Source organism: Bifidobacterium tsurumiense, from assembly GCF_000741765.1.
GTDB classification, from domain to species: Bacteria; Actinomycetota; Actinomycetes; order Actinomycetales; family Bifidobacteriaceae; genus Bifidobacterium; species Bifidobacterium tsurumiense.
This window is the reverse complement of sequence record NZ_JGZU01000006.1, coordinates 23,377-47,452: the sequence shown is the minus strand read 5'-3', so window position 1 is coordinate 47,452 and position 24,076 is coordinate 23,377. Positions and strand designations below refer to the sequence as shown.

At 50.5% G+C, this 24,076-nt stretch carries 13 protein-coding genes and 1 pseudogene; 12 read left to right on the top strand and 2 right to left on the bottom strand.

The features are described 5' to 3' along the window. Positions 1-509: 509 nt before the first annotated feature. The 7 genes and pseudogenes from dnaN to BITS_RS03445 all read left to right on the top strand — a co-directional run bounded on the left by dnaN (position 510) and on the right by BITS_RS03445 (position 11,210). Positions 510-1,631, top strand: coding sequence for a DNA polymerase III subunit beta (gene dnaN / locus BITS_RS03475; RefSeq protein ID WP_026642504.1), 1,122 nt, complete (start codon positions 510-512; stop codon positions 1,629-1,631). Positions 1,632-1,814: 183 nt separating this feature from the next. Further along, positions 1,815-3,095 (top strand): annotated as a pseudogene (gene recF, locus BITS_RS09325) (DNA replication/repair protein RecF); the annotation flags it as partial. A gap of 398 nt (positions 3,096-3,493) precedes the next feature. Next, positions 3,494-3,973, top strand: coding sequence for a DciA family protein (locus BITS_RS03465; RefSeq protein ID WP_026642503.1), 480 nt, complete (start codon positions 3,494-3,496; stop codon positions 3,971-3,973). A 137-nt stretch (positions 3,974-4,110) separates the two neighbouring features. Then, positions 4,111-6,201: a DNA topoisomerase (ATP-hydrolyzing) subunit B gene (gene gyrB / locus BITS_RS03460; protein ID WP_044259387.1), complete on the top strand. Its 2,091-nt coding sequence runs from the start codon at positions 4,111-4,113 to the stop codon at positions 6,199-6,201. Between the two features lie 179 nt (positions 6,202-6,380). After that, the gene (gene gyrA / locus BITS_RS03455) at positions 6,381-9,092 is read left to right on the top strand and encodes a DNA gyrase subunit A (protein ID WP_034534182.1); all 2,712 of its coding nucleotides are present in this window, start codon (positions 6,381-6,383) and stop codon (positions 9,090-9,092) included. Positions 9,093-9,230: 138 nt separating this feature from the next. Then, the gene (locus tag BITS_RS03450; RefSeq protein WP_152571257.1) at positions 9,231-9,749 is read left to right on the top strand and encodes a DUF3566 domain-containing protein; all 519 of its coding nucleotides are present in this window, start codon (positions 9,231-9,233) and stop codon (positions 9,747-9,749) included. Between the two features lie 195 nt (positions 9,750-9,944). Next, positions 9,945-11,210 carry a VanZ family protein gene (locus BITS_RS03445; protein ID WP_152571251.1) on the top strand — a complete coding sequence of 422 codons (1,266 nt, stop codon included), beginning with the start codon at positions 9,945-9,947 and terminating at the stop codon, positions 11,208-11,210. Positions 11,211-11,317: 107 nt separating this feature from the next. Here BITS_RS03445 and BITS_RS09680 read toward each other — a convergent pair whose 3' ends face one another. Further along, a complete protein-coding gene (locus BITS_RS09680) occupies positions 11,318-11,575 on the bottom strand; it encodes an EamA family transporter (protein WP_162177538.1) in 258 nt (85 codons plus the stop codon). After that, complete coding sequence (locus BITS_RS03440) at positions 11,500-12,324, bottom strand: DMT family transporter (protein ID WP_052366675.1); 825 nt, start codon at positions 12,322-12,324, stop codon at positions 11,500-11,502. The genes BITS_RS09680 and BITS_RS03440 overlap by 76 nt, the downstream gene beginning before the upstream one ends. 334 nt (positions 12,325-12,658) lie before the next feature. Here BITS_RS03440 and BITS_RS08695 point away from each other — a divergent pair, with 334 nt between their 5' ends. From BITS_RS08695 to BITS_RS03420, 5 genes are all read left to right on the top strand, one after another. Then, entirely contained in the window at positions 12,659-13,078 is a 420-nt protein-coding gene (locus BITS_RS08695; protein ID WP_051264376.1) for a hypothetical protein, read from the top strand. Continuing rightward, positions 13,079-18,484 carry a MucBP domain-containing protein gene (locus BITS_RS03435; protein WP_051264375.1) on the top strand — a complete coding sequence of 1,802 codons (5,406 nt, stop codon included), beginning with the start codon at positions 13,079-13,081 and terminating at the stop codon, positions 18,482-18,484. 611 nt (positions 18,485-19,095) lie between these two features. After that, a complete protein-coding gene (locus tag BITS_RS03430) occupies positions 19,096-21,642 on the top strand; it encodes an MSCRAMM family protein (RefSeq protein ID WP_156097479.1) in 2,547 nt (848 codons plus the stop codon). An 86-nt stretch (positions 21,643-21,728) separates the two neighbouring features. Continuing rightward, the gene (locus BITS_RS03425) at positions 21,729-23,303 is read left to right on the top strand and encodes a SpaH/EbpB family LPXTG-anchored major pilin (RefSeq protein WP_044259383.1); all 1,575 of its coding nucleotides are present in this window, start codon (positions 21,729-21,731) and stop codon (positions 23,301-23,303) included. Between the two features lie 303 nt (positions 23,304-23,606). Beyond that, positions 23,607-24,011, top strand: coding sequence for a sortase (locus BITS_RS03420; protein ID WP_320851046.1), 405 nt, complete (start codon positions 23,607-23,609; stop codon positions 24,009-24,011). Positions 24,012-24,076 lie beyond the last annotated feature (65 nt).

Here is a 24,076-nt window from a genome sequence, read left to right as displayed (position 1 = left end):
TCCGAGAAATTAGAGAAATCAGAGCCATCCGTCTCATGGCTTTCTGAAGACGAAAAACGCCCATTTTTCGTTTCTGAGCGCGATTCTCCTGAGCGACACTCCGATATCATCAATCAGTTTGAAGAAAAGTTATCCACAGTGTTATTCACAAATGTGGGTAAAGCCTGCGAATAACTCGTGGATGACACACAATCTCAATGTGGACAACACGTGTATGACTCTTCACTTTTTGTGGAAAACATTTTTTCGACAACTCGCATGTGTATAACTCAAGCACTTACCCACATACTATGAGATAGTTATCCACATAAACAAAACCGTCCTGAGCTCAACCGCCCCAAACTCTGAGCTCTGTTATCCACACTATCCACAGGCTTTATTATGACGACTACTTACTCTTTTAATAGATAACCATCGCCGTAATAACACCTTCGACCACAACACAAACGAAGCACCGCAAACGTCCGGCTACAATAAACCATCAGATAACCACGCGAAATGAGGACATGATGAAAGTCGAAATTAATTCAGCCGCGCTGGCCGACGCCGTAGCCTGGACCACGCGCATTATCGGTGCACGCCCAGCAAACCCGATTCTTGCAGGAGTTCAGCTTGAAGCCATCGACGGCCAATTGCAACTTTCCGCATTCAACTATGAAATTTCCGCTCGTCATCACATCGAAGCAGGCATCGATGAATCCGGCAGTGTCCTGGTACTCGGAAAGCTTCTGGCAGATATCACGAAGTCACTCCCTGCTGAAAAAACGTATCTTTCCACCGATGATTCAACGCTGACGATCAAGTCTGGGAAATCCACTTTCACTATGCAACTCATGCCTCAAAGTGAATACCCTGATTTGCCAGTAATCCCAGCAAAACTAGGTCAAGTTGATGCGCCGACTTTCATGCAAGCCGTATCCCAAGCGGGAGTAGCCGTTTCTCGTGAAGAAAATCGTCCGGTACTTACCGGTGTGCGCATTCAATTTGAAGGCGACAAGGTCATTATGACCTCAACGGATCGATTCCGTCTGTCCCGTTCATCATTCACTTGGACTCCTCAGGATCCAAATATCAACACAGTGACATTGGTCCGCGGTTCATTGTTGCGCGATGTGGCTCGTTCTTTGGATGAACACCAGAATGTTGTTTTGGATTTTGATGCAGATAAGCCATCACTTTTGGGCTTTGAAAATGCCGGTCGTGTTTCGACTTCCCAGCTCATCGACGGTGAATTCCCTGCGGTTGATCGTCTTTTTGCTGATGAATACCCTATTCAGGCAGTGATCGATCGCCAGGTTCTTATCGGCGCAATCAAGCGCATGGCCTTGGTGGCCGAACGCAATGCTGCAATTCGCATGCAATTCTCCGGCCAGGAACTCACGCTTTCCGCAGGTGCTTCTGACGAGGCGCAAGCCAAGGAAATCCTTGATATTGATATGGATGGCGAAGACATTACTGTCGCTTTCAACCCGGCATATCTTATCGAAGGATTGAGCGCGATCACCGAGCCATTCGTGCGCATGAAGATGACAACTGCAGTAAAGCCGGTTGAATTCAATGGACAGCAGGAATCTGATTCCGATGAATCCATGGACTACCGGTATTTGTTGGTCCCGATGCGTTTGAGCTAATAGCTCTGACAGCGTGAGTTCCTTGCAGCTCCATTGCAAGAAACAACCGCAACCATCGATTATCCAATAATCAAATACTCAAACAAATCGAATCCAAAACGAATCGAAATCGCAACAATAAAGCCGGTGACTTATCTGGCACCAGTCACCGGCATGAACCAGAACGACTGACAAGGAGGATGCGTGTACATCTCACGCCTCGCACTTGACCAATATCGTTCCTGGAACCATTGCATATTGGATTTTCAACCCGGCGTCAACATCTTGCAAGGCGCAAACGGATTGGGAAAAACCAATATTGTCGAAGCAATCGAAGTGCTTTCTACGGGTTCAAGTCATCGCACTTCCAGCTCACTGCCCCTGATCCGACGAGGAAACGGCAAAGCCACTATTCGTGCAAATGTGGTATTTCCTGCGGAAAATATTGAAATTTCGCCACTCGATGCAACTACGGATGACATGCGCGATGCTGATTTCCACGACCACAGCCAAAACCAAGAAGCTGCCGTCCGTCCAGCACAATCCGTTTCACAGAACGATTTTGGCGATTTTTCGCCATCGGATGCCTCTGACGGCAGCAGAATCGCCACTTTTGAAGCGACAATCGCTGCACGAGGCGCCAACAGAGCCCGAATAAATGGCGGAAATTCGCTGTATTTACGTGATATTGTCGGCCAAATTCCAAGCATTTCATTCACTCCAGAGGATCAACGACTTATTTCAGGTGATCCTGCAACCAGGAGAACCCTGTTGAACCAAGCAGGAGCCCTGCTTATTCCTGGTTATGCCGAACGATTGCAACAGTGTGCGCGTATTGCCAAACAACGAGCTACTTTGCTAAAACAGCTTGGCCAACGCGAAGACGATATCGACGCAACATTGAGCGGACTGGAGATTTGGACAGGACAGTTCACACAAATAGCAGTCCAGATAACGCGTGATCGTGCGAAATTGGTTGAAAAACTGTCATCACCATTCACTCGAATTCTTGATGAGCTTGCTGGTTCTACACAAAATGTCAAACTTTCCTATGTTCCATCCATGGATGAAGTATTGGCATATGAAGATCCAATACCACACATAAGCCAACATTTTCAACGGTTGTATGCTGGTGAAGTCTCACGAGGACAAAATCTTATCGGTCCACATCGTGATGATTTGGCCTTGCGCATCGATGACATTCCGGTCAAAGAGTTCGCGTCGAATGGCGAAATGTGGACCATGGCATTGGCATTGAAGATGGCATTGCATGAAGTGGTCACGCAAATGCAGGGTTTGAAACCGTTAGTGATTCTTGATGATGTGTTCGCTCAGTTGGATGAGCATAGAAGACAGCAGATTCTTGAATTTGCGCGTCATCAAGATCAAGTGATTATTACGGTCGCGGCTGCCAGTGATATCCCTGATATCTCCAACATCGCAGATATCGACAAGCAACGCATTATCGATGTGTCAGCATTGGTTGAGCAAGATAATGATGACATGTCTGCCTTGGTAAGACAATTACAGGCCGAGGTAAAAACCAGGCGCGAAAGTGCGCAGTCACAAGCACAGTCAAGAGCGCAAGCATCCACAACAAGTGCAGCTGATTTTGATGGTACTGGCGTAACGGTCGCGGAAAATCATTCTGGCGTACCAGACGGTGCCAGCGAACCAAGCAATAGCAATGGCAATAATAAGTCCCAGCCAGAACGGCTTAATGAGAACGAAAAGTCAAGTTCTTCACAATTGACTATTGGACGGAATGACGCAAAAGAACACCTAGAAAGCGACGATGTAAATAAAGCTGTTACATCAGCGATAGGACCTCAGACAATTCAAGTAACAACAACTGTTTCAGCGAAGCAGGAGGGTGAGCGATTATGAAGCCTCCTGTCGGCGTGGTGCTTCACCTCGATGAACGCAAGCTCCCCGCTCAAGTATTCGATCGCATCGCTGCGCGAAGCGGATTGCTCAGGGACCGCAGGAAGAAGGCGATCGAGGCGTGGAACAATTTCGGCAAACCGGGACGTGACCCTGACCGCCTGGGTGGTGTGATGTCGATTATCGCCAAAAATGGCGCATGGACTCCGCATATGAAGGTCGCTCAGCTGCGCAATCATTGGGATCAGGTGGTGGGTGACGTGATCGCTCAACATTCGTACGTGGATAGCCTGTATGATGGAGTTTTGACAATTCGTGCCAAATCTCAGGTATGGGCGACACAGCTGACTTATATGGCCCCGCAGCTGACGTCCACCATTCAGGAGCGGTTGCAGGGCTTGGATATTCGCGAGGTGCGCATTACGGGTCCTCATTCGCACTCATTCAGGCGAAGTGCGATGGGTCGCAGACTGCGATAATGATGATTTCTCTCTCTTAGCCGCAAAGTCGCCGTAGACTAGTAGACTTACCTACATTGTGGTTAAAAGCCTAGAAGGCCCCATTACGTGCGTTCTAGAGTGTATTGCCAGTGTGGCAGCCCTTGGTCAACGAGGGAATGCAGGAAGGAATCTTTGTGGCAGACGCTGAAGATGATTCGTTGAACGAGACAACGGCAAACAACGAGCTCGCAGACGCGCAACTGGATGATTCGTTGTCTCCAGAACATTATGACGCCAGTGACTTACGAGTGCTTGAAGGCCTGGAGGCGGTTCGTATCCGTCCAGGCATGTACATCGGTTCCACTGGTCCGCGTGGTTTGCATCATTTGGTCTACGAGATCGTCGATAACTCGGTGGATGAGGCTCTGGCAGGTTATGCTTCGCATATTGAAGTGACCATTTTGCCAGACAACGGTATTCGCGTGGTCGATGACGGTCGAGGAATCCCTGTCGATGAAGTGCCTGGAGAAGGCGTTTCCGGCGTGGAAACAGTGATGACCAAGCTTCATGCAGGCGGCAAGTTCGGTGGCGGCGGCTATGCCGTTTCCGGCGGTCTGCACGGTGTGGGCATTTCCGTGGTGAATGCTTTGTCAACGCGCGTCGATATCGAGGTTCGCCGTCAGGACTTCCATTGGACGCAGACATATATGAACCAGCATCCCACCGCACCATTGGAGCAGGGTGCTCCAATGACTGAGGATGAATCCACTGGTACTTCAGTGACCTTCTGGCCGGATGCCAAGATTTTCGAGACGACCACCTTCGATTTTGAGACTCTTCGTTCTCGATTCCAGCAGATGGCCTTCCTGAACAAGGGATTGAAGATCACGCTGACCGATCTTCGCCAGTCTGATGTTCAGGACGAGGTCGCAGGTGATGGAGATAACGTGCTGGAAGAACTCCAGCAAACCGTTACCTACCAATATGAACACGGCATCAAGGATTATGTGGCTTATTTGGTGAAGGCGCGCAAATCCGTTCCTGTGGTGGAAGAGGTCATCGATTTCGAGGCCGAAGATCTCAATATCGGCATATCCGCAGAAGTGGCTATGCAATGGACCACAGCATATTCGGAATCTGTGCACACCTTCGCCAACACGATTTCCACCACCGAAGGCGGGACTCACGAAGAGGGCTTCCGCGCTGCGTTGACCTCATTGGTGAACCGCTATGCACGTGAGAAGAACATCCTGAAAGACAAGGATGAAAACCTTTCCGGTGACGATGTGCGTGAAGGTCTGACTGCTGTGGTTTCCGTCAAGCTGACGACGCCGCAGTTCGAAGGACAGACCAAGACCAAGCTGGGCAATTCGGAGGCCAAGACCTTCGTGCAGCGAGTGATGACCGACAAACTGGGAGATTGGTTTGACGCCCATCCTAGTGAGGCGAAGAACATCATTCAGAAGGCCATCGAAGCCTCCCGCGCTCGTATCGCTGCCAAGAAGGCTCGTGAGAACACCCGTCGCAAGTCGATTTTCGAAACCGCGGGCATGCCCGATAAGCTCAAGGACTGCCAGTCCAGCAATCCTGAGGAATGCGAGCTGTTCATCGTGGAGGGTGATTCTGCAGGCGGCTCGGCAATCCAGGGACGCAACCCGATTACGCAGGCAATCCTGCCTCTACGCGGAAAGATCCTGAATACAGAGCGTGCATCCATCGATCGCATGATGAAGTCGGATACCATCGAATCCTTGATTACCGCAGTCGGTGGCGGATATGGAGAGGATTTCGACCTTTCGAAGGTCCGGTATCACAAGGTCATCATCATGGCTGATGCTGATGTCGACGGCGCGCATATCGCCACATTGAATCTGACGCTCTTCTTCCGCTATATGCGTCCTATGATCACAGCCGGATATGTGTATGTCGCAATGCCTCCGCTGTATCGCCTCAAGTGGACCAAGGGCGCCCATGACTTCGTCTACACCGATGCCGAGCGAGATCGCGTGTTGGCTGAAGGCAAGGCATCCGGTCGCCAGTTGCCTAAGGGTGAAGGCATCCAGCGATACAAGGGTCTGGGCGAGATGAGCTATCAGGAATTGTGGGAAACCACCATGGATCCTGAACATCGCATCCTCAAGCAGATTCATATCGAAGATGCGGCGCAGGCTGATGAGACATTCTCCATGCTTATGGGCGATGAAGTGGAACCGCGTCGTCTGTTCATCCAGCGCAATGCACATGATGCTCGATTCATTGACGCATAAAGCCGGATAGCAAGTACTTACGCATAAAACAAATCCTGCCATCAGCGCATTCATTGCTTATCGACGTTCACCAGTTGAAGTCGAAGCAATGAGTGCTCGTGCTGAGCGACGGGGACGGCAAAAGACTTCGGTGAAATGGTGTGGCGGCTTAGGCCGTTGAAATACACAAAGGACATACAGTGGCAGACGAACAGAATAATGAAAATGGTTCGGAAGAGCAGCCCATGGGTGGTGCCGGCTCTCTTGAACCATTAAGCCCGCAGGAAAGCGATAACGCTGATTACGGTCTGATGAAGGGCGAACGCATTCGCCGCATGGATTTGCAGCAGGAAATGCGCGAATCCTACCTAGCATATGCGCTTTCGGTTATCGTTGAGCGCGCATTGCCTGATGTGCGCGACGGCATGAAGCCTGTGCATCGCCGAGTGGTGTACGCGATGTACGACGGCGGATATCGACCGGATCGAGGCTATAACAAGTGCTCACGTGTTGTGGGCGATGTGATGGGTAAGTACCATCCGCATGGCGATTCCGCTATTTACGACACTTTGGTGCGTATGGCCCAGTCCTGGTCCATGCGTTATCTGCTCGTTGATGGTCAGGGCAACTTCGGCTCCCCCGGTGATGATCCCGCAGCAGCAATGCGTTATACCGAATGCCGTATGGCTCCTCTGGCCATGGAAATGGTGCGCGATATAGACAAGGATACCGTCGATTTCGTCCCCAATTACGATGGCAAGACCCAGGAGCCAACGGTATTGCCGGCACGATTCCCCAATCTGTTGGTCAACGGTTCCTCCGGCATCGCTGTCGGTATGGCCACCAATATCCCGCCTCATAATATGCGCGAGGTCGCCGATGGTGTGCACTGGGCTTTGGATCACCCCGATGCCACTCGTGAAGAGCTTCTCGAGGCGCTGATTCAGCGCATCAAGGGACCTGACTTCCCTACCGGCGCAACTATTCTTGGGCATAAGGGCATCGAGCAGGCGTATCGCACAGGCCGCGGTCTGATCACGATGCGTGCTGTGGTGAATACCGAGGAAATCAAGGGCCGAATGTGCCTCGTGGTCACCGAACTTCCTTATCAGGTCAACCCCGACCGTTTGGCCGCATCCATTCGTGAAGCCGTTCGTGACGGCAAGATCCAGGGCATCGCCGATATGCGCGATGAGACCTCAGGACGCACCGGCCAGCGATTGGTTTTGGTGCTCAAGCGCGACGCCGTTCCTAAGGTTGTGCTGAACAATCTGTATAAGCATTCTCAGCTGCAGCAGACTTTCGGCGCAAATATGCTTGCCTTGGTCGATGGAGTACCGCGCACTCTGAGCTTGGATGCTTTCATTCGTCATTGGGTCAATCACCAGCTCGACGTTATTGAGCGTCGTACCCGTTATCTCAAGCGTGAGGCCGAGGAACGCGATCATATTCTGCAGGGCTATCTCAAGGCCTTGGACATGATCGATGAAGTCATCGCATTGATTCGTGCATCCAGGGATGTGGAAACCGCACGCAATGGCTTGATGGAGCTGTTGGATGTCGATGAAGTTCAGGCGGATGCCATTCTCGCCATGCAGTTGCGTCGTTTGGCTGCTCTGGAACGTCAGAAGATTCTTGACGAGCATGAAGAGCTTATGCGTCGTATCGCTGATTACAACGACATTCTCTCCAGCCCTGAGCGTCAGCGTCGTATTGTTGGCGATGAATTGGATGAGATCGTCACCAGGTACGGCGATGACCGCCGCACCAAGATCTTGCCATTCTCCGGTGAAATGAATGTCGAGGATCTGATTGCTGAAGAAAACGTAGTGGTCACTGTCACCCATTCCGGTTTCATCAAGCGCACCAAGGCAGATGAATACCGTGCACAGCATCGCGGTGGCAAGGGCATCAAGGGTGCCAAGTTGCGTGAAGATGATGTGGTCGATCACTTCTTCCTGACCTCGACGCATAATTGGCTGCTCTTCTTCACCAATAAGGGACGTGTCTACAGGCTTAAGGCCTATGAATTGCCCGAGGGTTCACGTGATTCCAAGGGACAGCATGTGGCAAATCTGCTGCAATTCGCACCGGATGAGTCCATTCAGACAGTGCTGTCCATTCAGGATTACGAGGTGGCCAAGTACTTGGTGCTGGCAACCCGCAGCGGCAAGGTCAAGAAGACTGCATTGTCTGAATACGATTCGCCTCGCCAGGGCGGATTGATAGCAGTGCGCCTCATGGCTGATGAATCCACTGGCGAGCCTGTGGATGAGCTGATTGGCGCCGCTTTGTGCAATGCCGAAGACGATATCATCTTGGTTTCCAAGAAAGGCATGAGCCTCAAATTCCGTGCCGATGACGAACAGCTTCGTCCAATGGGTCGCCAGACAGCGGGCGTTCAAGGCATGAAGTTCCGCGACGGTGACGAATTGCTTGCCATGGATGTGGTGCAGGACGATGTCGACAAGGATCTGCTTGTAGTGACTGATGAGGGCTTTGCAAAGCGCACTGCCATCGTAGAATATCGTCTGCAGGGACGTAATGGTTTCGGTGTAAAGGCCGTGCAATTGGCCGAAGGACGCGGTTCCTTGGTAGGTGCAGTTATCGTCACTGAAGAGGATCAGATCCTGGCCATTATGAAGTCCGGCAAGGTGATTCGTTCCAATGTGGATGAAGTCAAGCGCACCGGTCGAAATACGCAGGGCGTCACTTTGGCCAAGCCAGACAAGGGCGATGAGATCATCTCCATTGCACGCAACGAAGACACTGAGGATGCGGATACTGAGCAGGATGCCGAGACTTCGGAAAACCAGTCAGAATCCTCTCAGCAGGACGCCGTCACAGTGGGTGCGAATGATGATTCAAACGAGACCGAATCGTCTCAGAACACTGGTAATCTCGAAGCCTAAGGGCAATGGCCGTGGAATGAACGGCACCAAGGAGCATCAATGAACGAGAATCTTGATCATACCGAAGGCGACGAGCTGGAGGATACCTCCATCGATATGAATTCTGTGGCCAACGACGATGACGAGAGTGACGACATCATGAATGCGTCGGCGACAGAAGGGCAATCGGATTCCGCTGGTGATGCGGGCCATGCACCGCGTGTGGCACGCTCTGCTACCGGTCATGCCATTCCGCAGGCTCAAACCGGCGTTGCTGGTGGCATTCGCGCGAATACCAATCGTCATCACACTCCCCGTGCACGCCGCATGAACCTTTCATTGACTCGCTTCGATGCGTGGTCCGTGGCCAAGGTTTCGTTCCTGCTCGGTGTCGCCGGTGGCATCATTCAGATCGTTGCCGCTGGTTTGGTTTGGGGTCTGTTGAATGCAGTCGGTGTCTTCGATCAGGTAACTCAGATCGTTTCTTCCACCGGTTTGGATGCAAGCGGTTTCAACCTCGCTGACGTGTTCTCGCTGAGCACTGTGCTGAGTGCCGTTACGATCTTCTCCATAATCGAAGTGGTGCTGATCACGGTGCTGATCACGATCGCCGCATTGCTGTACAACGTGGTGAGCTCGTTGGTGGGTGGCGTTCATGTCACTTTGGGCGACGACTGACAGATTTCAATCTCACGATTAATTAGTCCGCATGGTTGGCGATAGAGATGTCTCTTCGCTGACCATGCGGCTTTATATTCGGCTTCCACATATGCCAGGAGTATTGGAATCCAGAGTTTATAAAGTCTGATTTCGTGGCATGGTGCGAGTAGATCGCTTATTCCCCAGTTCTACCTCAATCGGTACAGTAACAATGTGGTTTCATATTTGGGGTATTTCAGCTGGTCATTCATGTTGGCTCTTATCGCATGGCCCATATTCTCAGCGATATTGACATTGCCTATTTTGGCGCTGATGTATCACCGATATCACCGCGTGCGCATGCTCGCAGCTCTGGGCGCCTATGTTTCTGTGCTGTACATGTTGGGCTTGGTCGCTTTCACCATGTATCCAATGCCGGATGATCCTCAGATGTATTGCGCCACACACCATTTGAGGCCGCAGATCAATGTGTTCCGATTCATCAGCGATCTGCAAATGGGTGGACTGTATGGACTGCTCCAATTATTGATGAATATTGCGCTATTTGTTCCCTTTGGGTTTATGGTGACCCGTTGGTGGCGCTGGCGTTGGTGGGCAGTAATTCCTGCCGGATTCCTAGTCTCGATGACGATTGAATTCACACAGCTCACCGGATTCTGGGGCATATATCCATGTGCATATCGTCAATTCGATGTGAATGACATGATGACCAATACCATTGGAACGATTATTGGATATGGCATTGCACAAGCATTCACTGCCCTTGTGCCGGTCCAAGAAGTGGATGAAGACCATATCAATACCCACCCTGGATTGGTTCATCGCGCGGTAAGCTATGCCATTGATTGGCTTTTGATGCTGCTGGCATCCTATCCACCGGCTCTTACCATTATTCTGCTTTTCTATCGCTGGGCTCGCCCTTTGCCGGATGGAAGCTTTGCATTTTTGGGATTGACCTGGCGGATCGGCGCACTGGACCACGTCATGCCGGTGTTCTTCGCAATGGCATTTGCAATTATGCAGGTATGGATTCCCATTACGCATCGAGGCCAGACCTTAGGTGGCATGTTCACCCATATGACTTTGGAAACAGTGCCTCGCACAGGTTGGCGAAGAACTGTGTTCTATGTGATACGAACGGCATTGCTCTTCGCCATGATCTTTGCCAATGAGATTCGGGTGCCAAGTCTGAGCTATATCGGCTTGATTTTGGTGGTGTTCTGGTTCGTTGTGCGCAAACGGATGCCATGGGATTTGGTTCCAGCGCAAGAAATCGGAGTGTCAACGGTTGAGGAACCGAGAGTTGAAGGATTGCCGGTTGAAGGGTCGATGAATCAAGAATTGACGGTTGAAAAGGCAACGAATGAAGATTTGCCAGCTAATACCAGCAGTGGCTCTATTGGGTCTGTTGCACACAATGCCGTAGAGGGCTCTTCACAAAAGAATTCGGTTCCGACCAATTACCCTGAAAACCAATGAATTGATGGCATAAATACGAACTATTCGTAACTCGGAATATCTATCCTATTCATTATTTGCGAGGACCACATATTCACGCGAATAATGCGTATGATGCAATCGGAACCTCATCCCTCAATAGGATGTTTGCGCTTTGGTAGGCGTATTTCGCTCAGGAGTATGGAAATGAATATCAGTGCAAATCCGATGACAACAGCAGTGGTGAGCTTCTCCCCCGTTGCAAACATAGAAAATACCACGCCAAACACGCTTTCCAGGCACAGTATAAGCGAACCCTGACTGGCAGGGACTACGGCAAAAGCCAGATTTTGAAATACCTGGCTATCAATGTGGAGACCACCACGAGATAGCCGATGGACAAACACAATATCGCTCGACTGAACCAGGAGGCCTGCGGAGTTGGGGAGAATAGCAATCCGCCAATAATAAACATCACATCTGATATGGCGAATTCATAAAAGGTCAGGGTCAGGGCATCGAATTTCTTTGCCAAAATGCCGGTAAGGGCAATATTGACGCCGAATAGCGCTCCCCCGCCGAAGGAAACCAAATCACCGAAGGTAAAGAGTGAGCCTGAGGTCGATCCGGACATGGAGACGAATGCCACTCCAATGAGACATAATCCGGCGGCAATCAGATTAATACGCGTGGGGCGACGATGCGCGAAAGCCCACATGAGAAAAGGGACCAGCACGCAATATGTCGCCGTGAGAAAGGCATTGCGGCCGGGAGCTGTCATGTGCAGGCCGGTCATTTGCACCATGAATGCTGCCCAATAGGTGACCGCGAGTATCAGGCCCGGAATGAAGATTATGGATAGTGGTGTTCTCAGGATGCGCTTCCAAGCAATTATGCCAATCACCACAGTGCCAAAGATGAGGCGAATTGCCATCATCCATTGCAAAGGGACGACTTCAAGGACCCTATGGGCATATGAATATCCGCATCCCCAACCTGCTGCTGTGATTAAGAGCATCAAACGGCCTGTCCATGTAGGAATGCGTGAGGGGTTGGTCGTGCCCACATTGTTATCATTGGCCGCTTTGTGTTGCGGTTCTATTGAAATGGCCGATCCGAGGCTTGTTCCTGTTGATGTGACATTCGCTACGTCCACGATATTCTCCTGCACGGTTAGAGAGTCTACGCTGAAGAAGGCCTGAGGAATATGGTGTCGTGTCGTAGTTGAGTGATGCTGTGCAGGAGGAAAATCCTGTGAAATTGCTGTTATCCATCGGAAGTAAATGCCAGTTGCAACACATTGAATTTCCGGCAATATAACGAGACGATTTCTCAATCGAAGGCGTTGAGGGGAAAGTTCCCGTAAAATTCATCCAAAAAGCTGCATGAATGTGATTCACAACACAGCGCACCCCTACTCTTTACTTGAATTTGGACAAACCCGACTGATATTATTAGAGGTGGATCCTAAGCACTGTAGTGGAGGAATCATGGGTAAAGGGAAGAATAAAAAATCGTTACTGCATGTGGCAGCAGCGGCAGTAGTGTCCTTGGCGATGCTACTTACCGTTCCTGCGGCCACGGCAGAGAATACGGATGTGACACCGACAGCAGAAGCAAGCACGGTGCTCACACCAGACTCAACGACGAATAGCGATGCGAGCGGGGATAGTGCATCTGGTTCAGAAGACGTAGCGACGAATGATACGCCTTCTGCTGATACCAGTGACGTCGCAAGCATTGCTGATCAGTCGTCTGCAAACGATACGTCTGCGGATACTACTGGCGTAGAAGGAGGCACTGCAGCTGCACCAGTTGCAAGTCTTGCAAATACGACTGGTGACACCAGTGATGGCACAGGCGATGCAAATGCTAACGCAGTTGACCCCTCGACTTTGACCGAGATTTGAGTGAACTCAGCTGGCAGTGATGACAACGATGGTTCCTCTGCGGACAATGCTTTTGCCACAATGGCGAGGGCTTTGGAAGTGCAGAAGGCCAATACCAATATCACCACAATCAATCTCTCCGGTGATTTTGCATCGTGGACTGCTGTGACCATTCCTTCCGGCGTAACGCTGAAGGTCGTTGCTGACACCACGATTGCAGGTACAACTGGAACTGCCATCACTCTGGCGTCCGGCTCCACGATGACCGCAGGCACCAATACCGTTACAATTTCCGGTGTAGCAACAGGCATTAACGTTGCCAAAGACGCTACTCTGACTGATGGTCACTATGTATTGAATGCCACGACCGACGGTATTGCCTTGAACGGTGCTATCAAGGGTTCCTCTGGACGCGATCTGTTGACGATTGAGTCAAATGGTACTCATGGCGCTGCTATCTTCAACGCAAATACCACGATTACCAATGCTACGGTCAATGTCAATGCAAGCGGTGCAAATGAGGCCTATAACCTTCCAGCGCTGACAAATGCTTCGCTGACTACGAAGAAGGTTTGGTATTCGCTCTACTCCGTGGTGCTGGACAATGCAGATTGGTACGCATATGCTGCACCTGGTTATAGGCAAGCGATGACGCTGTATAGCACGGTCAAACTCTCCAACGGCTCCTCCCTTACCGCAGATGGTTCAAGAATTTCTGTGGGTGAGGCGAATATTTCTGTGACTGGTGGCTCAAAGGTAGCCATTAAGAACAGCACTCTAGGCGGACTCAATATCAACTCCAACAAGACTGTTGCCAGCTTTGTTGACTCCACTCTTGAAACTACGGGAATGAAATACACTCCTTCCTTTGGTGCTCAAGCCGGCTTGCTTACCTTCAGCGGAAACTCTGTGGTCAACACTGACGCTAAAGACAAGACTGCAGATAATGGTGGTAATTATGTGGTCTTGGGCGGCTCCTATCTGCTGGCCTTCGATCCAACATATAATCCAGACACTACCGTTCCAACCAACGGCTCAGAGAATGGCAGTGAAAGGCTTTCGCTCTTCACTCTTGCCGATACCTCGGTGAACGTGCTCAACCCGATCAACAAGAACGGTCAGACGTATGAGTATCAGGTGGCGAATGCATCGGCTGATGGCCTCAAGCATGTGTTCACACCTGCAGCCAAGGTCACTTTCAAGCTGAATAACAGCAACGCTAAGTTTGCGGATGATACGACGGCTGACAAGGTCCAGTCCACGATTCGTGGTTATAAGTTGGATTTTGTTACGGGAACTTCAGACGTTGGTACGCCTGTCGATTCCACAGGTATTAAGTTCTTGGGTTGGTATTACAAGGATGATTCCGGCACCGAACATGCCTTTAGCTTCAGCGACACAGTATTTAATGCTGACACTGAAGTGTATGCGAAGTGGGATTCCAAGACTGTCATCTATCACAATGGTGCGGGCACTGACTATATCCAAAGCATCCCGGCATCGGAAGATAGCACGGCAGCACTCACGTACGAAGATGTCATCAAAGCAAACGAGGACTTCGCTCGTCCAGGAAAAGTTTTCAGCAAGTGGACAACCGCAGCAGATCCAACGAGTGATGAAATCAGCAGTGGCTCTACACTCACCTTCAATGAGGGTGTCACACAAATTGACGTGTATGCTCAGTACACAGACAATGTGTACATGGTTGGCTTCTCTGCCAATGGCGGTACCTTCGCTGATTCCAGCATCTTCAAGCAGAATCCTGATATCTTCACGATAACGACTGATCCCGTGCTTGGAGGCGAAATTGCCTATGTAACCGCTGGTGCTACATACAATCAGAAGCTCAGCGAAATTCTGGGCGATTTTGCTCGCGGGCAGATTACGCCAAAGGCTGCAGCTGCCACGAAGACGGGATCTGTGCTTGCAAATGATACGTACTGGTCTGATTCCCCTGTAGCAGGTGGAAACGGTATCAGGTTTGACGATTACTCTATATGGATTTTCAACTATCCGGGTGAAGATCCAAGCTTTACAGCAGATACCACCTATTATCTGTCTTGGAAAGATGATCCGTCTGTGACCACATTCCCCTATGAAGGAAACATTGATTCCGATATGTGGGGTTCTTCCGATCGTGGCCAGGATACCAGCACTTCGGCTCTGCGAGTCGATACCACTGATGGTGGAACCTTCTCCTTGACTGGAGCGGTTGATGTTTCAGCTATCAAGCAGCAGATGGATGCCATCCAGGGACAGTTCGGTGGTGCTGATCCGGAAGACATCAAGCTTACGGGCACCACTTCCACATTCACTGCAACAATGACTCTGCCGGATGGCGTGAATGCTCCATCTTCTTTGGATGCCTCTCAGGTAGTCGCAACAGGTTTGGGTGATTTGTTTGAAGTGAAGACCGCTGAGATCTCCGGAAAGACCATTACGGTCACACTTGGACTCAAGCAGGCGTACAGTAATTACTCCGAATTGAAGACAGCTGTGTTTGCAACTGGTTCTCAGCCGCAGGTGGCATTCCGTGCCGCAAGTGAGGTGACTAACCCGATTGAGGATTCCATCACTCTCACGGTTCCAGGCTTCAGCCTTGACTCGAATAAGGTGGATAATGGTGATGAGCTCACCGTTACCGGCACTGTCAAGGGAACCTTCAATTCCGTTGCAAGTACTGATGCCAAGGCGATTCGTTTCAATCTCACCTGGAATGGCAAGCAGATTGCTGGCGGCAAGGATTTCCGCGCCGCTGATGACAATGTCATCCAGCAGACCATTCTTGTGGTGAAGCCAATGGAATCTAACCTGCCTTCAGATATGCTTGTCTACGTACAGCCGACTGATGCGAACGAAGACCAGCAGAAGCAGTCCGGTATCGATACGACGGCAACTTCTCCTGCAGGTGTATATCAAGGTTCCAAGATCAACTTGACCGGAACTATTGATGCGGCCAGCGTCAAGAAGCAGATGGAATACATCGAGGCACAGTTCGGCAATCCAACTGACCAAGAAGGCATCAAGCTTACAGACCTTTCTTCGGAGTTCACTGCGAAGTTCACTGTGCCTGCAGGCTTGACTCTGCCGGCGGATTTGTCTGCAGATACAGTGATTCCAGAAGGATTCGCTGAGACCTTTGCAGTATCCGATGTTGAAGCATCTGCAGACGGCAAGACCGTTACAGTGACCTTCTCGCTGAAGGATGGTATTGAGAACTACGCACAGCTAAAGACGGCAGTCAATGCTCTGGATGACACCATGAAGCTCACGGTTCCCAATATCACGGTGGACGAAGACGTGAAGGACGGCCAGACACTCACTATTGCCGGCGAGGTCTCCGGGGACTTCAATGCCATTGCCACCAACGCTAACGGCACCGAAAAGGACTTCGCCTTTGTATGGAACGGATACCAGACAGATGCAGGCAAGGATAAGGGTGCGGCAGATGGAGTAATCCAACTGACGCTCGTTACCCCTAGCGCTGTTGAGCTGGATCTGCCCTCCGATATGTTGTCCGGTTCTGATACTGAGGCAACGGCAGCATACCCAGTGCTTGCTGGTTCAACCTTGCCATTGACCGGTGCTGTGCGTATTGACGGCATCAAGGATCAGATGAAGCTCATCGAGAATCAGTTCGGTAATCCTGATGGCAACACGATCTCTGTGGATGTCAAGCAATTTGGATTCACTGCATCGATGACCCTGCCTGATCAGATGTCCTTCCCTGAGGGACTTGACATCTCTAAGGTCACTTTCGATGGTGCTGCGGATACTTTTGAGGTAACCAAGGTCACTGTGGAAGGTCAGAAGGTTGTTATCGACTTTGGTTTGAAGAATCAGAGCAATATTAAGACCTATAAGCAGCTGAAGGATGCGGTGGATGCAGCGGGTGTCGAAAATGGCACTTGGTTGAAACTCACCATTCCTGATGTCAAGGTCGCAGATGATGATCCTGTGAACACGAACTTTACCAGTGTCGGCACTGTTTCCGGCTACTTCAAGGCAAATGCCACATCTCAGGCAGGAACCACGAAGGCCTTCTCCTTCATCTGGAATGGCACCCAGTGGGAAGACGGAAAGGATGCTGCAACATCTTCTGATGACAAGCGCATCACCTTCACTGCAGTGGCACCGGCACCACAAAGCATGCCTTTGGAGGGTGATCTCACCATCGGTGACAACACCACCAAGGACGAACCGGCACCTGTATATGCGGGCGATACGATTAGCCTCACAGGTAAGGTTCATGCAAAGCAAATCCAAGAACAGATGAAGGCAATTGAAAACCAGTTCAACAATCCTGATGGCACTTCTGTTGCCATCGATATTAAGAACTTTGGTTTCACAGCCCAGCTGACCCTGCCTGATGGCGTAAGCTATCCGGAAGGATTCGGTAAAGATGATGCAGTTTCCGCTGGATTCGGCGATGCTTTCAGCATTGAATCGGTAGAAGTTGATGGTCAGACAGCAATAGTTAAGTTTGTTCTGACTGATCCAGCTTCCATTATCGACTTTGCAAAGCTCCAAGCCGCGGTGAACGGGGCCAGTGAATGGATGGAAATCACCTTCAATGGTTTGAAGGTGGCTGACGATTTGGCTGCAGGTACTGTGGTAACAGCCACGGGCACAGTGACTGGTGAATTCAGTGCTGTCGCGACGAAGGCCACTGGTTCGAGGCAAGTATTCAACTTCGCTTGGAGTGCGGTGCAGTGGCCTAATGGCAAGGATTCTTTGAACACCAATGAGAACGACATTAAGTTGTCGCTCAAGGTAGTCGAGGAGCCCGCAGGCACCATCACCGTGCACTATGTTGACGAGGATGGTAATGCCATCGCTGATCCAACAACAATCAGTGGCAAGGCTGGAGAAGAATACAACGTCAACACCAAGGCCATTGATGGTTACACCTACTCAGGATTGCAGCAAGGTTCTGCACAACTGTCTGGCACCATTGTTGAAGGCAATACCGATGTGGTTTTGGTATACACCAAGAATGAAGTGCCGGTCGTTACTGGCACGGTGACTGTGCGCTACGTCGACAAGGACGGCAACGTAATTGCCGAACAGGTCGTGCTGACGGGCGATGCAGGTACCGAATATGCTGTGTTGACCAAGACCATTGACGGGTATACCTATGTGGGATTGGCTGATGGTTCCAGCCCATTGACCGGCACTTATGGCGAAGGCAATATCGATGTGACCTTGGTCTACAGCAAGAATGCTGAACCTGGCACTCCGACTGAGCCTGAAGAACCCGGCAAGCCAGGAAAGCCTGCTGAGCCGAGCAAGCCTGCCAAGACCACTAAGGTCAAGAAGTTGGCTCGCACAGGTTCTGCGGTTGCCGCAGTCGTGCTCGCTGCAGTCATTCTGGCCGGTGCAGGCGTCATCTTGGTGATGGTGCTCCGCCGCCGCAACCAGAAGTAATGCACTAGCACAACGCAAGTGACCATCAATATGGTTACTGCTTGAGGCTGAACAAGGCGCCCTCTCTACAAGGAGAGGGCGCCTTTGTTGTTAATATGCCAGAAGTCTCGTCACAAGGAAGGAGAATTGACAAAGCGCACACCTTGTATGAAATGCCTGATCTGCAGTGTTTCAAAATATGAAATGGATTATAAGAAAATATGGATTCGCAAAACATCCTATAGCGTTAGCTGATAAAATTCCTGACGAAGGGATAAAGCCGTAACGGCAATCCGCACTAGGAAGTGCACGAGGGGGGAGGTGTAGTGCCGATGTATCTACCCTCTTTCGTCATACCCAAAATGTTCCACAGGAAGACCAGGAAAGATCCAACCATAGTCTGTACGTTCCATCAACTGGTGGTGGAATTATGCCCCCCCCCTATTCGCTTCTTCGCTATCCAAGTTCGTTATGCGATTGGGTGCGGCCATTGTGGCTGCGACAATGGTGTTTGGGTCGGCAGCGTCGCCGTCCTACGCGCAGAATCTACAGCTGATGCGCAGCAAGAACAACATGTTTCAAAGGTCACTGATGATCTGAATTCAAATGACGCCAATCATGGTGAATCAGATGTGTCCACGTCATCAGCTCAAGAGGATAACCAAGTCGATAGTTCAGCTGCCGGTCAAGTTGGATCTGAAGCATCCTCCTCAGGTGCTGATATTCAAACGCAAAAAGATAATCAGTCAAATTCGTCTAGTGAAGAACAAGGCGAGACCCAACAATCGACAACCGATGCAGGAACTGATTCAGACAGTGATGCAGTAGATAACCAGCAGAATGAGAACTCTGCACAAGCTAATGGGTTCAGGGCTATGGCAGATGCGGCAGCTGCTCAAAGTGCAGCGCCGACAGACAACGAGTTTGGTCCCATAATGCTCACTAACACAGGTGAGTTGTACAGGGTGAAGCCAGGTACAGTTGGTAGCTACGGTGCAACCACGTTGGAACCATTACCTTATATCCCTAGTCCTAAGTCCGATGGAAGCAGATTCAATGCATTTGCTAATGGTGTGAATTTCAACGCATTCGGTGTGGCTCCGGATGGCAAGATGTATCTGGTGGAGCGTGCTCAGGGATCCAGTACGGGCAATAGTTCTGCGAAAGTCATCCTTCAGGTGTGGCGTTATGATCCTGCGCAAAGTAGTCGAGGATGGACTCGTTTCGGTAGCACATACACCGTTACCAACCAAGTGAAGAATTTAGAGATACAAGGTGGTGCCGTGAATCCGGCCACTGGTGAATTCTACTTCGGGGGCATCCAAAGCCGTGCAATATCGAAAACTGAGAGTCAAAGCGTTTACTATCTCTTTGCTGTAAACCCAACAACTGCTGCAATAACGCCTAAGGGATGGGGTGCTGTTGATTCTCAGGCCACGAAGAACCAGACATTCAGCATGCGTTTTGGAGATATGATTTTCTCCAATGAAGGTGACCTTGTCATTGGTGTCTCGTATTACCGCGCTCCCATAACAGGAAGAAGAACATACGCGAATATCCTCAACCTGATTACTGTGGCATCGGGTGATTTGCAGGGATCGTTTGGTGTAGACACTGAAATAAGCAATAGTGGTACAAATCGGCTGGATTTGAGTGAATCTCTCGTCAACGTTAACGCGAGCGGAATTACGGGTTTCAGCATTATGCCTTCGGGCGGTTTGATGATTACCACTCAAATTGATGCCAGGATTGGTTCCACCAGAACTACGGGTAGCGGGAATACTCGCGGCGCGCTATTTAAGGTAAGATGTGGCGACAGAGGCTGCCACTCTAATACAGATTATTCCAGATACGCCACCAGTGTAGTTGGACAATTCACGTATGGTAATGAGAAATTCATTAGCGACGAGATGCGCAGAATTTGGGACTGTCCGACGTCGGCTCGTCTTAATATGGGTCCTCCGGGTTACTACGTGTACAGGACATGGAATCTGGGCGTCAATGACATGGACGGAAGTGCCGAGGATTTCGCTGGAATTGTGCTACACAAGGACGTGGTGAAACGTAAGGAGGATGCTGACCAATTTACACTCAATGTGAGCGGAGCGGGCTACGATGAATCGACAACCACTTCTGGCACAGAGGAAGGAGTTCAGCCGGTCCAAGTCGGACCACTTCCGGCATCGATCGGAACCGCATTTACCGTCTCTGAAAGTATTACTACTTCCACGGATTTGCGTGATTACGAACCGCAACTGAACCGTGTCGCTGCCAACGGCATTGCCGTCAGTACAAGTACAGTTTCGGTCAGCGCAACCCAAGCCAGTGCCTCGGTGGCTATTCCTGGCACAGGTGGCCTGGCATCCAAAGTATTTTGCACCTTCGTAAACAATCCAGAACCTTCGCGTGGTTCCATTCATGTTGTGAAGCGTGATGCGAGCGATACGAATACCGTGCTTGCCGGAGCGGCATTCAAACTGTATCGAGATACGAATGGCAATAGCGTATATGACGGAACCGATACCGAGGTTGCTGATTCCGAACGTACCACCGACTCACAAGGCATAGCTGTGTGGGAGAACTTGGACTATGACACCTACTTCATACGAGAGGACGGATTCCCCCAAGGCTATTCTTCCGCAGATACGGTTGTGAAAGATGCTGTGCTTGACCAAGAGAATGTCGAAATAACTATCAATAACGAACGTATTCCCGGAACTGTGAGTTGGCAGAAGGTAGATGACACCTCCCCCGCCCAATTGCTCGGCGGATCACAGTGGACACTCACCGATCCCGATGGCGTGGAGTATGTGATTACCGATTGCGCCAGCCAGTCCGAGTGCGACACGACAGACGGTAGTTCAGAGATACGGGACACCGACCCCGAAGAAGGAAAGTTCCGCATAGAAAACCTTGACCGGGGTTCTTACAAGCTTGTCGAGACGAAAGCCCCTGCGGGCTACGTGCTCGGCGTGCAACCTTCACAGAGCTTCACTTTTGATGCAAAGCATCAGGAAATAGATCTTGGGTCGATTGCAAACACCAAGGTCATTCCACCGAGTTTGCCAAGAGCAGGAAGTTGGGGATCCGTCTGGTACCTATACTCCGGTTTTACTGTTCTGGCGATTGCGGCGGTAGTGGGCATTGGTTATAAGCGACGAAAGGCCACACGATGTTGATCTCGTTGAGGGCAATATCAGCACTGACTTCGGTCTGTGAAGGAGAAGGAATGGGCGTAGGCCTATTCATATAGAAAGGAAGAACAATGACACGGAATATGGTTCGCTGTATACACGCGATTCTTGCCTTCCTCATTGCCTGCGCCCTCGGCGTGGCCACCTTTGCGGTCGCACCGTTCGCTATGGGTGCGGATGGAAATATTGACTTCGATACGAGTCGCACTGGTTCCATTACCGTACATAAGTATGAGGAGGATTCCGCCACATGGGCAAATCAGAAGAATGACGGTACTGAGATAACCAATATTCCTGAGGGTGCAAACCCACTGTCTGGAGTGCAGTTCACTGTATACCAAGTAGACGGTTTGGATCTGTCAAAGCAAGAGAGTTGGACAGGTTTGGATTCGGCTACCGGCGACCTGACCACGGGGAAGGCCACCATTGACGGTACCGAATACACGCTTACTCAAAAGGATCAGCAGACTACCGACAGCAACGGCACTGCAGCCTTCACCAATCTGCCTGTTGGTTTGTATTATGTGGTCGAATCCAATATCGGAAATAACGAAATCACCGAGAAAGCTCAGCCATTCTTCGTCACCATTCCTTTTGCTCAGGCAAATAACACTTGGAACTATGACGTTCACGCTTATCCAAAGAATGTGCTCAACACACCTGGTGAAGAAGATTGCAGATACCAGCAACACCATAAGGTGGACGATATCATCACATGGGATTTGAAGCAGGAAGTGCCTACTTCAGAAAATGGCGTCACAAAGTTTGATGCAGTCGATCCATTAGACCCAGCACTTGCGCTGGCTCCAACTACTGCAAGTGACCTGAAGACCGCCGTGCAGGTTTTGGTAAACCCTACCAAGACAGATGGCGTGTATACGGGTGGTACCGCATTGGATGCCTCAGCATTCACCGTTGAGCAACTTGCTGCTACCACCGATGGCAAGACGCCAATCAGGGTATCTTTGGTTGCTGGATCCGACGGCAAGATTACATCCGTGGCAGCAAGTGACGTGGTGGTTATCAAGATTCGTACGAAGATAGTATCTGCGCCAGACGGCGGCGAGATTACCAACGGCTTCTTCCCAATTGTCAATGAATATGATCCGTTCAGTGAGAATCCAACCAACCCTGGTAATCCGCCAGCGGAAACCGAAGATACTCCAAAGTTCGGTGACTATGCCTTCAAGAAGGTCGATGACACCACCGATGCAAGCGCACTGGCAGGTGCTGTGTTCGAGCTTCAGGATACGGATGGCAATCCGGTATTGGATGGCGAAGGAAACACAATTACTGCTACTTCTGATGCGAACGGTATTGTGCACTTCGCCGATATCTTCCTTGGAAAGAGTGCAAAAGGTGATACCGCTTTGACCAAGCAATTCCAAATCAAGAAAACCACCGCTCCTGCAGGCTTCAAGCTTCTCGAAAATGCGGTGACCGTAACGTTCAAGCAGGCCAAGATTGATATCACCGATACTGCAAATATGGGTGCCAATATCGTGAACAGCAAGTCAAATATGCCTAATCTGCCACTTACCGGCGCTGCAGGCAAGGTGCTGATGATGCTGGTCGGTGTGGCGATCCTCGCTCTCGCAATCGCATTGCTGATGGTTCAGCGTGCACGTCAGTCATCCAAGGGCTGATGAGGATTTGAGACAGGTTTCACAGTGGGATGTCTGAAGGGTGAAGTAGCCCCGACGGACTGATCCACATGCGAACACAGGCGAGGGGCGTTATCGGGGTTCTCCGGATAACGCCCCTTCGCACATGTATGAACTCATGAAAATGGGGTATCACTCGAATGGATAAGGTCATTCAGTTGTACTGTTCTAGGCGCGGGGATGACGATACGGACAGCACTGTGCTCGATGTGAATAGCGTTCTGCCCACTTCCATGGTGTTCAAGGAGTAATAATGGCACACCAACAGAGAACATCACCTTTATCTTGGAGACTTTTGGTGAGGTGCTCACCTATCGGGTCGTTACCACTGAAGTCGTGGAACCCGAAGATACGCAAACCATACGAGCAGTGGAAGGCAAGGATTTGGCCACATTGGTCACGTGCACCCCTTTGGGAATTAATTCTCATCGTATCTTGGTTACTGGGGAACGCATTATTCCTACTCCGGCTGGTGATTTAGATAAGGCAGGGAAACATTCGGATTTGCCGAAATTCCCTTGGTGGGCAGTGTTATATGGAACTGTCTTGCTTGGCACCGGTGGAATGACTGTACGCTATACCTTGCGGATGAAACGTGCCGTAAGCCTGAGGGATGCTTTGAAGCGAGAGAAGACTCGATCGAGTTCTATGGATGCGGATGTTAAGAATATGACATCAGCCGAGAGATGAGGCGGCTTTCTGATGAGTAGATCGCTGCCGCAGCAGCTGAATTCGGTCACAGTGAAGCTGAATCC

Excerpts from the sequence above, each read along its gene's own strand:
- dnaN (WP_026642504.1), top strand. The coding sequence starts at position 510 with ATGAAAGTCGAAATTAATTCAGCCGCGCTGGCCGACGCCGTAGCCTGG.
- BITS_RS03465 (WP_026642503.1), top strand. The coding sequence starts at position 3,494 with ATGAAGCCTCCTGTCGGCGTGGTGCTTCACCTCGATGAACGCAAGCTC.
- gyrB (WP_044259387.1), top strand. The coding sequence starts at position 4,111 with ATGCAGGAAGGAATCTTTGTGGCAGACGCTGAAGATGATTCGTTGAAC.
- BITS_RS03450 (WP_152571257.1), top strand. The coding sequence starts at position 9,231 with ATGAATGCGTCGGCGACAGAAGGGCAATCGGATTCCGCTGGTGATGCG.
- BITS_RS08695 (WP_051264376.1), top strand. The coding sequence starts at position 12,659 with ATGGGTAAAGGGAAGAATAAAAAATCGTTACTGCATGTGGCAGCAGCG.
- BITS_RS03425 (WP_044259383.1), top strand. The coding sequence starts at position 21,729 with ATGACACGGAATATGGTTCGCTGTATACACGCGATTCTTGCCTTCCTC.